General features: G+C 74.1%; 8 protein-coding genes, 1 tRNA gene, 1 pseudogene and 1 riboswitch. Of the genes and pseudogenes, 2 read left to right on the top strand and 8 right to left on the bottom strand.

Annotated elements, in window-relative coordinates:
• Window positions 1–6: 6 nt before the first annotated feature.
• Both ABZY91_RS02060 and ABZY91_RS02055 read right to left on the bottom strand, forming a co-directional pair.
• Window positions 7–1,458 carry an MFS transporter gene (locus ABZY91_RS02060; protein ID WP_329952507.1) on the bottom strand — a complete coding sequence of 484 codons (1,452 nt, stop codon included), beginning with the start codon at window positions 1,456–1,458 and terminating at the stop codon, window positions 7–9.
• 121 nt (window positions 1,459–1,579) lie between these two features.
• Window positions 1,580–1,894 (bottom strand): SMR family transporter, encoded by a 315-nt coding sequence (locus ABZY91_RS02055; RefSeq protein WP_329883587.1) that lies wholly within the window; start codon window positions 1,892–1,894, stop codon window positions 1,580–1,582.
• Between the two features lie 44 nt (window positions 1,895–1,938).
• Window positions 1,939–2,003: riboswitch (guanidine-III (ykkC-III) riboswitch) on the bottom strand.
• A 233-nt stretch (window positions 2,004–2,236) separates the two neighbouring features.
• On the opposite strand from ABZY91_RS02055, the gene ABZY91_RS02050 reads away from it, so the two are divergent.
• A tRNA-Cys gene (locus ABZY91_RS02050) sits at window positions 2,237–2,308 on the top strand.
• Window positions 2,309–2,527: 219 nt separating this feature from the next.
• Here ABZY91_RS02050 and ABZY91_RS02045 read toward each other — a convergent pair.
• The 6 genes and pseudogenes from ABZY91_RS02045 to ABZY91_RS02020 form a co-directional block, all read right to left on the bottom strand.
• Window positions 2,528–4,855: a xanthine dehydrogenase family protein molybdopterin-binding subunit gene (locus ABZY91_RS02045; RefSeq protein WP_355399121.1), complete on the bottom strand. Its 2,328-nt coding sequence runs from the start codon at window positions 4,853–4,855 to the stop codon at window positions 2,528–2,530.
• A 728-nt stretch (window positions 4,856–5,583) separates the two neighbouring features.
• Window positions 5,584–6,039: pseudogene (locus tag ABZY91_RS02040) on the bottom strand ((2Fe-2S)-binding protein); the annotation flags it as partial.
• An 83-nt stretch (window positions 6,040–6,122) separates the two neighbouring features.
• Window positions 6,123–6,989 carry an FAD binding domain-containing protein gene (locus ABZY91_RS02035; protein ID WP_355399304.1) on the bottom strand — a complete coding sequence of 289 codons (867 nt, stop codon included), beginning with the start codon at window positions 6,987–6,989 and terminating at the stop codon, window positions 6,123–6,125.
• 377 nt (window positions 6,990–7,366) lie between these two features.
• Window positions 7,367–8,977: a beta-N-acetylhexosaminidase gene (locus tag ABZY91_RS02030; protein ID WP_355399119.1), complete on the bottom strand. Its 1,611-nt coding sequence runs from the start codon at window positions 8,975–8,977 to the stop codon at window positions 7,367–7,369.
• An 80-nt stretch (window positions 8,978–9,057) separates the two neighbouring features.
• On the bottom strand, window positions 9,058–9,330 hold the full coding sequence (locus tag ABZY91_RS02025) for a DUF3039 domain-containing protein (protein WP_327677380.1): 273 nt from the start codon (window positions 9,328–9,330) through the stop codon (window positions 9,058–9,060).
• 62 nt (window positions 9,331–9,392) lie between these two features.
• Entirely contained in the window at window positions 9,393–9,977 is a 585-nt protein-coding gene (locus ABZY91_RS02020) for a YqgE/AlgH family protein (RefSeq protein WP_329883584.1), read from the bottom strand.
• Between the two features lie 353 nt (window positions 9,978–10,330).
• Here ABZY91_RS02020 and murA point away from each other — a divergent pair, with 353 nt between their 5' ends.
• A complete protein-coding gene (murA, locus tag ABZY91_RS02015) occupies window positions 10,331–11,683 on the top strand; it encodes a UDP-N-acetylglucosamine 1-carboxyvinyltransferase (protein ID WP_329883583.1) in 1,353 nt (450 codons plus the stop codon).
• Window positions 11,684–11,730 lie beyond the last annotated feature (47 nt).

Genomic DNA, 11,730 nt, shown 5'->3' with positions numbered 1-11,730 from the left:
GGCACGTCAGATCCGGACCGGGTCGGCCTTCCGGACCCGGCCGGAGACGAGCGCGCCGAGCAGCGCCACCCCGGTCATGACCAGGAAGATCACCGCGAACGCGGTGGTCGTCCCGGTCCCCCCGGCCCCGTCGTGGGCGGCGGTCACCGAGCCGCCGCCCAGCGCCGAGAACAGCACCCCGGACAGCCCCACCAGCAGCACGTTGCCGAGGGCGTCGCTCATCTGCAGCGAGGCCGAGTTGGCCCCGGCGTCCTGCGGCGCCGACAGCTTCATCATCAGCACGCTGACACTCGCCACCGTCAGCCCCATGCCGATCCCGCCGACGCCCCAGGCGACCGCCGCCACCCAGACCGGCACCTCCGGGACCAGCACCAGCGCGGCCCCCGCGATCGCCACCGCGGTCAGCACGAACCCGCCCCGGATCATCGCCTCGCGGTACCGCTCGGCCCGGGGCCGGCCCTGGAGCCAGGAGCCCAGCGCCCAGGAGAGCCCGCCGCTGGTCAGGGTGAGCCCGGCCAGGGTCGGCGAGAGGTCCCGCTCGGTCACCATCATCAGCGGGATGAACGCCTCGGCCGCGAAGAACGCCCCGGCGGCCACCCCGCGCAGCAGGATCACCGTCGGCAGCCCGCGCCCGGCCCGCAGCGTCCCGGTCGGCAGCAGCCCCAGCACGGCCGGGAGCAGCAGCGCCGCTCCGGCCGCCGCCGGCAGCAGGCCGAGCAGGTCCAGCCGCTGGCCCGCGTACTGCAGCAGGGCCGCGCCGAGCGCGGCCATCGCGGCCAGCACCGTCCGGCGCCGGTCGAACGCGGCGCCCTTCGGCAGCGGCTGTTCCCGCTCCGACCGGCGCAGCGCCGGACCCATCACCGCCAGCGGCAGCAGGATCAGCGCCGGCACGGCCAGGAAGACCCAGCGCCAGCCGAGGTGCTGGGTGACGGCCCCGGAGACCACCGGACCGATGATCGAGGGCAGCACCCAGGCCGACGAGAAGGCCGCGAACACCGCCGGCCGCAGCCGCTCCGGGTAGGCCCGGCCGACCACCACGTACAGCGCGACGATCACCAGCCCGCCGCCCAGGCCCTGGACCGCCCGGCCCCCCACGAAGATCCACATCCCGGGCGCCGCACCGGCCACCACCAGGCCCGCGCCGAACACCGCGATGCCGGTGAAGAGCGGCTGGAGCGGTCCCCGCCGGTCGCACCACTGGCCGGAGACGACCAGCGCGAACAGCGTCGTGGTGAAGTAACCGGAGAACGCGAAGGCGTACAGCCCGATCCCGTCCAGCTCACGGGCGGCCACCGGCATCGCGGTGTTGACCGCCGTCGCCTCGAAGGCCAGCAGCAGCACCACCGACACGATGCCGAGGGTGAGCGCACGGTAGCGGCTGCCGAGGACCCCTCCACCGGGGTCGGTCGGTATCGGGACGTGGTCAGGGTCGACCGAGGTGGGGGAGGCTGTGGTCATACGTACTACCGTAAGCCCCGTACGCCCCGTTGATACCTGACCGTGGTCGCCACCCGCCTCCGCCGTCGGTCCTAGGACCGACGTCCTGACCGAGGCCCTTGTCGATGCGCGGGCCGGCGACTCAGTGCAGCACCTTGAGGCCCACCACGCCGGAGACGATCAGGAGCAGGCAGCCGATCCGCGCCGCGGTCACCGCGTCGCCCAGCACGGCCATCCCGTACACGGCCGTCCCCACCGCGCCGATACCGACCCAGACCGCGTAGCCGGTACCGATCGGGATCGAGCGCATCGCGTACGCCAGTCCGCCCATGGACAGCGCCAGCGCCACCCCGAAGACGACGGTCGGAACCAGCCGGGAGAAGCCCTTCGACGACTCCAGGGCGACCGCCCACACGGTCTCCAGGACGCCGGAAACGATCAGAACGAGCCAAGCCATGACGGTCGTACCTCCGCAGTCAGCAGCGGCCGGGTTGCCGCTGTGCTGCGCCGTCTTGTCGTCACCGGGTACGACGCGCTCGTCCGGGGCGGCCGGAAGGGGCCACCTGTCTTCGACCGTAGCACACCCCGCCACACAGAATTTACAAATGGATATTGACGTTCCACTGCTCATTCCGCCAAACTGAATTCACCAACACGGCGAACGACGACAAGGAGTCGGACATGGACAGGAAGACGGTGGCCTCCGCGCCCCGCACCTGCGCCGCCGCTCCCCGGTGTTGTCGCGCCTGTCGCTGCTGCCGCCGCGCCTGATCGCCGCCGCAGTCCAGTCTCACCCCACGGCCGTGTGCCCGAGTGGTTTAGGGAACCGCCTGCAAAGCGGTTTACACGGGTTCGATTCCCGTCATGGCCTCCGCGAAAAGAATTGCCGGTCGGCGCCCGATAGGCCGACCGGCAATTCTTCGTGCTTTTTCACGGCTTTCCCGGGCCGATTTTCCGACGAATTTCCCGTCGTGCCCCGACCGCGCCCCGACCGTGCCCCGAGCATTCCCCGTTCGCGGTCCCGTTGGCCGTCCCGGGCTCCGGGAGCCCGGGCGGCGGACCCGGAAGCCGGTTCCGCCGCCCCCGGGGCTCAGCCGGTGACGGCGTCCTCGGGCCGGATCGGCAGCCGGCCGACCGGCAGCCCGGTGGCCGCGCGGACGGCGGCGGCCACCGCCGCCGGGGCCGTCACGGCGGGGACGGCACTGACCGCCTTGGCACCGAACGAGGCGACCACGTCACGCTCCTCCAGCAGTGCGGCGATCCGGATCTCCGGGGTGTCCAGCGCGGTCGGCAGCCGGTAGCCGGTCAGCGAGGGGTTGAGCAGCAGGCCCCCCTCGGTCCGCAGCTCCTCCAGCAGCGCCAGGCCGACGCCCTGGGCGACGCCCGCCTCGATCCGGTCCTCGATCTGGCGCGGGTTCAGCGCCCGGCCGACGTCCTGGGCGACGGTCATCTCGACCACCCGGACGGCGCCGAGCTCGATGTCCACGTCCACCACCGCGCGCATCGCGCAGAACGCGATCGACACGAAGGCGTCGCCCTGGCCGGCCTCGTTCAGGGGCTCGGTCGGGTGCGGGCGGCACTGCGCCGTGGCCCAGAGCTCCTTGCCCTCCAGCGCCTCCGCGACCGGCATGCCGAGCACCCCGTCGTACGAGGTGATCTTGCCGTCGGCGATCTGCAGCAGCTCCACCGACATGCCGAAGTTGGCGGCGATCGGCTGGAGCAGCTGGTGGCGGACCATCAGCGCGGCCCGCTCGACCGCGCCGCCGGAGACCCAGGTGTGCCGGCCACGGGCGGACGGCCCGGCCACCGACTGGTCGCTGTCGGCCGGCGCGATGTAGACCTCGCTCACGCCGAGCACCGTCTGGACGATCTGCCGGGCCAGCGTCGCGAAGCCGTGGCCCGCGTCGACCGCCGCGCAGATCACCGTCGCGTGGTCGCCGCTGACCCGGACGGTCGCGGTGGAGACCTCGTCCTCGCCCTCGGCGCCCAGCATGTGCACCATGCCCAGCGCGTAGCCGATCCCGCGCCGCACCGCCGCCGGGTCGCCGGCGCCGCCGGGCCCGCCCGGCAGCAGCCACTCGGCGTCCGGGTCGTCCACCGGCAGGGCCGGCAGCGGCTCCTCGGCGACCGCCTCCAGCAGCGCGCTCACCGGGGCCGGGCAGGTGACGGCCTGTCCGGTGGGCAGCGGATCACCGGTGGCCATCACGTTGCGGCGGCGGATCTCCACCAGGTCGACGCCGATCCGGGCGGCCAGCTGGTCCAGCTGCGACTCGTAGGCGAAGCAGGTCTGGAGCGCGCCCTCGCCGCGCATCCGGCCGGCCGGCGGGTTGTTGGTGCGCACCGCCCAGGCGTCCACGAAGACGTTGGGGCAGTTGTACGGGCCCACCGAGAAGGCGGCGGCGGCGGCCAGCGCCTCGGCGGAGACGTCCGCGTAGGCGCCGCCGTCCAGCAGGATCTGCGCCTCGACCTTGACCAGCCGGCCCTCGGCGTCGGCGTGGTGGCGGTAGCGCAGCAGGGCCGGGTGGCGCGAGGTGTGGGTGTGGAAGGACTCCTCGCGGGTGAGCGTCATCTTCACCGGGCGGCCGGTGCGCAGCGCCAGCAGCGCCATGGTGACCTGGAAGGAGAGGTCCTCGCGGTCGGAGGTGGCGCCGGGCACGCCCGTCACCACCAGCCGGACCCGGTCCGGCTCCAGGCCGAGGCAGGCGGCGGTCCGGTCGCGGTCGCCGTGCGGATCGGTGGAGGACAGGTGCAGCTCGACGCCGCCGTCCGGACGCGGCACGGCCAGGCCGGCCTCCGCGCCGAGCGGCGCCGGGTCCTGCCGGCCGACCTGGTACAGGCCCTCGACCACGACCTCGCCGACCGCCTCCGGGTCGCCGGTGCGCAGCGGCAGGTGGCGGAAGAGGTTGCCGTCCGGGTGCAGCGGCGGGGCGGTGAAGGACTGCTCGGGGTCGGTGACGGCGTCCATCGGCTCGTAGTCGACGGCGATCAGGCCGACCGCGAGCCGAGCGGTGTCGGGGTGGTCGGCCGCGACGGCGGCGACCGGCTCGCCGTGGTGGCGGACCACCCCGGCGGCCAGCACCGGGCGGTCGGCGACGATCGGCCCGGCCGGGGCGCCGTCGGGGCTGCCGTCCGGCCCGGCGGGCAGGTCGGCGGCGGTGACCACGGCGTGCACGCCGGGCAGCGCGAGCGCGGCCGAGGTGTCGATGCCGCGGATCCGGGCGTGCGGATGCGGCGAGCGCAGGACCGCACCCCAGAGCAGGCCCTCGGCCCAGAGGTCCGCGGCGTACGGGTAGATGCCGAGCGCCTTCGGCAGGGCGTCGCTGCGCAGCGGGGAACTGCCCAGGCCGAACGGCTCCGCCGCACCGCCCTGGTCGCCGTCCTGCTGGGGTGCTGCGCCGATGTCGGTAGGCGACGTCATGATGCGTGGTCGTCCTCGGGGAGCCGGATGCCGTGGGCGGGGGTGGCGCCGTACGGGACGCCGGCGGGGGCGGCGCCCTCGGCCGGGGCACCGTGCGGGGGCGCGGGGACGTACGGCGTGCCGTGCGCGGGGGTGCCGTCGTAGCCCGGGTTCGGGAAGCCCTGGCCGTCGTAGCCCGGGAGCGGGGTGCCGTGGGCCGGGGTGCCGTGCACCGGAGCGGTCTCGTACACCGGGCCGTCGTACGGCGAGGCGTTGTCGTAGCCGGGCTGCTGCGGGTAGCCGCCCGCCTCGGGGTAGCCGCCGGGTCCGGGCAGGTAGGTGCCGTGGGCGGGGGTGGTGCCCGGGTAGGGCTGCTCGGGGTAGCCCGGGGCCGGGTAGTAGCCGGTGCCGTCGCCGGCGGGCGGGGCGGGGACGTCGCGGATCGGGGCGAGCACGGTGGTGTCGTACACGCCGGTGTCGTAGCCGCCCTGGCCGTCGGGGACGCCGTACTGCATGCCGACGCCGACGCCGGTCCCGGCGGTGGTCGGGGTCTCCTCGGCCGGCGGCTGCGGGACGTGCTCGATCCAGACGTCGTCGGTGTACACGGGCAGGTCGCCGGCGGCCGTCGCGGCGACGGGCGCGGCTGCGGGCGGTCCGGGGGCCGGCTCCGCGGCCGTCGGGGCGGGCGCGGCGGCGGGTGCGGCCTCCGCGGCGGGCGCCGTCCCCTCCGCCGGTTCGCCGTCCGAGGCGCGCGCGTCGGCGACGGTCTGCACGGCGGCCAGCACGCCCCGGTACCCGGTGCAGCGGCAGAGGTTTCCGCAGAGCGCCTGACGCGCCTCGACCTCGGTGGGCCGGTGGTTGCGCTGGAGCAGGTCGTGCACGGCCATCGCCAGGCCGGGCGTGCAGTAGCCGCACTGCACCGCGCCGGACTCGGCCAGGGCCTGCTGGACGTCGCTGGCGCCGCCGGCGGCGGACAGCCCCTCGACGGTGTTGATCTCGCTGTCCTGGGCCAGCGCGGCGGGCACCAGGCAGCCGGCCACCAGCTGCCCGTCCACCTGGACCGAGCAGGCTCCGCACTCGCCCTGCTCGCAGCCGTCCTTGGCACCGGCCAGGCCGAGCCGCTCGCGCAGCACGTAGAGCAGGCTCTCGCCGATCCAGGCGTCGGTGACGGGCCGTTCGAAGCCGTTGACCCGCAGGGTGTACGAGGTGCAGGGGCGCAGCTCGCGGCTGACCTGCGGCGCGTGGTCCAGGGGGCTCGCGTCGAGGGTCTCGATGGGGTGGTCTGTGGTCACTTGAGCGCCCTTCCCAGTGCCCGGCGGGCCAGCACCGATACGGTACGCCGCAGCCGCACCGCGGCCGCGCTCGGCCCCTCGGTGACGGCCTCCCAGGAGCCCTCGGCGCCGTAGCTGTCGGGCACGCAGGCGGCGGCCACGTACTCGCCGAAGGCGGCCGTCGCGGCGGGGTCGATCTCCCGCGAACCGTCCCAGTCGATGCAGCCGGCGACCCAGGCCTCGGCCTCCAGCGGTCGCAGCGGCACCGGGGCGACGGCGCCGACGGCGCAGCGGACGGCGCGCCGGGCGGGGTCGAGGACGAGGGCGACCGAGGCGGTGGCGCGGGCCGGGCCGCTGCGGCCGGTGGCCTTGAGGAAGACCTGCGGGGCGTGCAGCAGCGGGACGCGCACCCAGGTGAGCAGTTCGCCGGGGCGCACCGGGTCGAGGCCGGTGAGCAGGTGGCTGACCGGGACCTCGCGGGTGGCGCCGGCCCGGGCGAGGGTGACGCTGGCCTCCAGCGCGGCGAGCACCGGGAGGGTGTCGCCGGCCGGGGCGGCGGTGGCGATGTTGCCGCCGAGGGTGCCGACGTTGCGGACCTGCGGTGGTCCGGCGGTGCGGGCGGCGTCGGCGAGCGCGGGGATCAGCGCCGCGAAGTCGGGGCGGTCCATCCGTGCGTGGGTGAGCCCGGCCCCCAGGACGGCGGTACCGCCGTCCTCGTAGCGCCAGCCGCGGAGTTCGGTGATCCGGCCCAGGCCGACCAGGGCGGCGGGGCGCAGCCGCCCGGCGTTGACGGCCTCCATCAGGTCGGTGGCGCCGGCCACCGGCACCGCGGCCGGGTGGGAGGCCAGCGCTTCTACGGCCTCGTCGAGGGAGGCCGGCAGCATGATCGTCCGGTTCACCTGGGTCCCACCGTGCTCCACTTGCTCATCGATCGCCTGCCGCCCGCGGCCCTCGGCCGGGGTGTCCGCTGCGGCAGTCCGGCCTGGCCCGTAGGGTACGGGCGATCGGGCCGGGTTGGGCAACTCTGGCACACAATGCTCGATGATCATTTCGGGTCGGGCGAACGGTACTGCCCGATTGGGACCGATACCGGGCGGTATCTGCTCCGGTTCGATACGAACCGGAGTGGATGTTCATCTCTTCTTGACGTCCGACGACCGCTCAGAAGTTCCCGCCCGCCACACCCGCCCGGCAAGCCCCGCGCGCCGCGCCCGCCCGCGGGGTCCCGCCGGCTGCGGGACCCCACGTCCGGGCCGCCCCGTCAGACCAGCGGCGGAAGGCCCTCGATCGGCCGTCCCAGCACTCCGGGCCACTTCTGCCAGGGGTGCGGACCGCCGGCCGGCCGGTACTCGACGCCGAGCGCGTCCAGCACCTCCCGGTGGGCCTCCATCCGCTGCTCGAAGCCGGCGAAGTCGCGCTCCGCGGGATCGGCCGGCAGCGCGGACCAGGCGACCTCGGCGAAGGCCGCGAGCCGGGGGAAGGCCCGGTAGTCGATGTCCCGGGCGCTGTCCATGAACTCGCTCCACAGGTTGGCCTGGGTGCCGATCACCCGCCGGGCCGCCACCTCGTCGAGCTGCGCCGGCACCGGCTCGAAGCGGTAGACGTCCTCCAGGGTCCGGACGAAGCCGACCGGGATCGGCTCGTCCTCCCCCGAAGCCTGCCGGTGGTCCAGGTAGACGTGCTGCTCGGGACACATCACCACGTCGTGCCCGGCCTCGGCGGCGGCGATCCCGCCGCCGTAGCCGCGCCAGGAGGAGACCGCGGCGCCGGGCGCCAGTCCGCCCTCCAGGATCTCGTCCCAGCCGATCAGCCGGCGGCCCCGCTCGGCGAGCCAGCCGTCGAAGTGCCGGATGATGTGGCTCTGCAGCTCGTCCTCGTTGGCCAGGCCGAGTTCGCGGATCCGCGCCTGCGCGGCGGCGCTCTCCTTCCACTGCTCCTTGGGGCACTCGTCGCCGCCGAGGTGGACGAACTCGGACGGGAAGAGCTCCAGGACCTCCTCCAGCACCCCCTCGAAGAACCGGAGGGTGGCCTCGGAGGGGTTGAGCACGTTCTGGCTGACGCCCCAGTCGGTCCAGACCCCGAGCGCCGCGGTGTCCACCACGTCGGTGTTGCCCAGCTCGGGGTAGGCGACCACGACGGCCTGGGTGTGGCCCGGCAGGTCGATCTCCGGGACGACGGTGACGCCCCGTTCGGCGGCGTAGGCGACGATCTCGCGGAGGTCGTCCTGGGTGTAGAAGCCGCCGTGCGGGCGGTCGTCACGGCGCTCGCCGGCCCGGAAGCCGACCATCGAGCGCTCGCGCCAGGAGGCCAGCTCGGTGAGCCGCGGGTAGCGCTTGATCTCCACCCGCCAGCCCTGGTCGTCGGTCAGGTGCAGGTGCAGCACGTTGAGCTTGTGCGCGGAGAGCTGGTCCACGAAGCGGAGCACGTCGGACTTGGGCAGGAAGTGCCGGGCGACGTCCAGCAGGACGCCGCGCCAGCCGAACCGCGGCGCGTCCTCGATGTCGGTGCCGGGCAGCACCCAGCCGGCGGAGCGCAGCGGAGCGCGCCGGTAGGCGTCCGGGCCGAGCAGCCGGCGCAGCGTCTGGGCGCCCCAGAGCGCGCCGGCCGGCCCGCCGGCGGTGATCACGGCGTGGCCGGGGCGCACCGAGAGCCGGTACGCCTCGCCGGCCAGCGTCTCGTCGAGGACCAGTTCGACTCCCTCCCCGGGCCGGCCCGGGGCCAGCGGAAGGCCGGTGGCGGCGGCCAGTGAGGAGCGCAGCCACCGTTCGGCCCCGGCCAGCGCCGGCGGCGCGGTCAGGGTGGTGGTCTGGTCGAGGGAGAAGTCCTGGTCCGGGAGGCGGACGGAGCTCAAGGGGGCGGGAATGAGGTCCATTCCGCCATCCTGCCCCCGGCCCGGCCACGGGCATAGACCAGTTTGCAAAATGGTCCAGACCTCACATGCGGGGCGGGCCGCTACTTGTCGTCGCCGCCCTGCGGCTTGCCGATGCCGTCGTAGATCTCCTTGCACATCGGACACACCGGGTACTTCTTCGGGTCGCGCCCGGGCACCCACACCTTGCCGCACAGCGCCACCACGGGGGACCCGGAGAGCGCGCTCTCCATGATCTTGTCCTTCTGGACGTAGTGGGCGAAGCGCTCGTGGTCGCCGTCCCCGTTGGACACCTGCGGGACGGGCTCGACCAGGGTGCCGGTGCCGAGGCCGCGCTCGGGCTCAAGAGTGCTCATAGGTGCCAAGTCTATGGGCGCCCCGCAAAACCGGGCCAGTGTCGCGACGGGAGCCGCTCCGGTCAGTTCAGAGTGGGGTCGTCGGGGTACGTCGCGAGCAGCGCCATCGGGCCGCGCTGGCGGCGCAGCACCGCGCGCCAGAGCCGTTCCGGCTCCGGGCTGGAGATGTCCCCCGGCTCGCAGTCCACCAGGTACCAGGCGCCGCTGGTGACCTCGGACTCCAGCTGCCCGGGCGCCCAGCCCGCGTACCCGGCGAAGATCCGCAGCGCCCCGAGCTCGCCGGCCAGCACCTCGGGCGGCGCCTCCAGGTCGACCAGGCCGATCGCGCCGTGCACCCTCCGCCAGCCGAGCGGTTCGCCGGTGCCCGGCTCCCCCGGCGCCACGGCCAGCCCGAGCGCCGAGTCCAGCGCCACCGGTCCGCCCTGGAACACCACGGCCGGCTGCCCCACCAGCACGCCCCAGCCGTCCAGCACGCTGCCCACCTCGATCGGCGTCGGCCGGTTGAGGACCACACCGAGCGCCCCCTCGACGTCGTGGTCGAGGAGGAGCACCACTGCCCGGGCGAAGTTCGGATCGGTGAGCACGGGCGTCGCGACGAGCAAGCGGCCGGTGTGGGACCGGCCTCCGTGCGAATGGGCCGCCGTCATGCCTCACATGATCCCGCAGACCCCCGGGGGCGGACACCCGAAACCGGGGACCGGCCGAGGACCCGCAGGGCACGCGGCGGTCCGCCGGGCCGACACCCGGTCGACACCCGGCGAACACGCGGCGAACACCCGTACGGGCGTACCGGCGCGCGGCCCGCGGCCCGGGGAGAGCACCATCACGGGAGAGGCTCACGGGAACCGTCGGCGCGACCACTACCATCTACTGATGGTGGACGCCCCTCCACGGTGCCGACTCGGTCACGCCGGGGGCCCGACTCGTCCGTGAAACGGTCCACCGCACGGCTCCTCGCAGAGCCCCACCCACTCCTCTGGCACCCCGGATTGCGAGAACGATGACCGACGACGTCCTGCTGGTCCACGGCGGAAACCCGCTCGAAGGCGAGATCCGCGTCCGCGGTGCGAAGAACCTGGTCCCCAAGGCCATGGTCGCCGCCCTGCTCGGCCAGGGACCCAGCAGACTGCGCAACGTCCCGGACATCCGCGACGTCAAGGTGGTCCGCGGTCTGCTCCAGCTGCACGGGGTCACCGTGCGCACCGGCGACGAAGAGGGTGAGCTGATCCTCGACCCGTCCCACGTGGAGAGCGCCAACGTCGCCGACATCGACGCGCACGCGGGCTCCTCGCGGATCCCGATCCTCTTCTGCGGCCCGCTGCTGCACCGGCTGGGCCACGCCTTCATCCCGGGCCTCGGCGGCTGCGACATCGGCGGCCGGCCGGTCGACTTCCACTTCGAGGTGCTCCGCCAGTTCGGCGCGACCATCGAGAAGCACCCGCAGGGCACCTACCTGGTGGCCCAGCAGCGGCTGCGCGGCACCCGGATCGAGCTGCCCTACCCGTCGGTCGGCGCCACCGAGCAGGTGCTGCTCACCGCCGTCCTCGCCGAGGGCGTCACCGAGCTGCGCAACGCCGCCATCGAGCCGGAGATCGTCGACCTGATCTGCGTGCTGCAGAAGATGGGCTCGATCATCTCGATGGGCACCGACCGCACCATCCTGATCACCGGCGTCGACGAGCTGAACGGCTACAACCACCGCGCGCTGCCGGACCGCCTGGAGTCCGCCTCCTGGGCCTGCGCGGCCCTGGCCACCAAGGGCGACATCTACGTCCGCGGCGCCCGCCAGCTGGAGATGATGACCTTCCTCAACACCTTCCGGAAGGTCGGCGGCGCCTTCGAGGTGGACGACGAGGGCATCCGGTTCTGGCACCCGGGCGGCGAGCTCAAGGCGATCGCCCTGGAGACCGACGTGCACCCGGGCTTCCAGACCGACTGGCAGCAGCCGCTGGTGGTCGCGCTGACCCAGGCGGCCGGCCTGTCCATCGTCCACGAGACGGTGTACGAGTCGCGGCTCGGATTCACCGGCGCGTTGAACCAGATGGGTGCCCACATCCAGCTCTACCGCGAGTGCCTGGGCGCCACCCCGTGCCGCTTCGGCGCCCGCAACTTCCTGCACTCCGCGGTGGTCTCCGGGCCGTCCAAGCTGATGGGCTCCGAGCTGGTCATCCCGGACCTGCGCGGCGGCTTCTCGTACCTGATCGCGGCGCTGGCGGCCGAGGGCACCTCGACCGTGCACGGCATCGACCTGATCAACCGCGGCTACGAGAACTTCATGGACAAGCTGCGCGACCTCGGCGCCCACGTCGAGCTGCCCAACGGACTCCCGAGCGAGCAGCTGGTCGGCGCCTGACCCACCCCTTGAACGCCCGAGAGGCCGGGCTCCCCGTGAGGGGGGCC

It is taken from the genome of Kitasatospora sp. NPDC002965 (assembly GCF_040611255.1).
Lineage (GTDB): Bacteria > Actinomycetota > Actinomycetes > Streptomycetales > Streptomycetaceae > Kitasatospora.
The sequence above is the reverse complement of the archived record's forward strand: the minus strand, read 5'-3'. Positions and strand labels throughout refer to the sequence as shown.

Excerpts from the sequence above, each read along its gene's own strand:
- ABZY91_RS02060 (WP_329952507.1), bottom strand. The coding sequence starts at position 1,458 with ATGACCACAGCCTCCCCCACCTCGGTCGACCCTGACCACGTCCCGATA.
- ABZY91_RS02055 (WP_329883587.1), bottom strand. The coding sequence starts at position 1,894 with ATGGCTTGGCTCGTTCTGATCGTTTCCGGCGTCCTGGAGACCGTGTGG.
- ABZY91_RS02035 (WP_355399304.1), bottom strand. The coding sequence starts at position 6,989 with ATGCTGCCGGCCTCCCTCGACGAGGCCGTAGAAGCGCTGGCCTCCCAC.
- murA (WP_329883583.1), top strand. The coding sequence starts at position 10,331 with ATGACCGACGACGTCCTGCTGGTCCACGGCGGAAACCCGCTCGAAGGC.
- ABZY91_RS02045 (WP_355399121.1), bottom strand. The coding sequence starts at position 4,855 with ATGACGTCGCCTACCGACATCGGCGCAGCACCCCAGCAGGACGGCGAC.
- ABZY91_RS02025 (WP_327677380.1), bottom strand. The coding sequence starts at position 9,330 with ATGAGCACTCTTGAGCCCGAGCGCGGCCTCGGCACCGGCACCCTGGTC.
- ABZY91_RS02020 (WP_329883584.1), bottom strand. The coding sequence starts at position 9,977 with ATGACGGCGGCCCATTCGCACGGAGGCCGGTCCCACACCGGCCGCTTG.
- ABZY91_RS02030 (WP_355399119.1), bottom strand. The coding sequence starts at position 8,977 with ATGGACCTCATTCCCGCCCCCTTGAGCTCCGTCCGCCTCCCGGACCAG.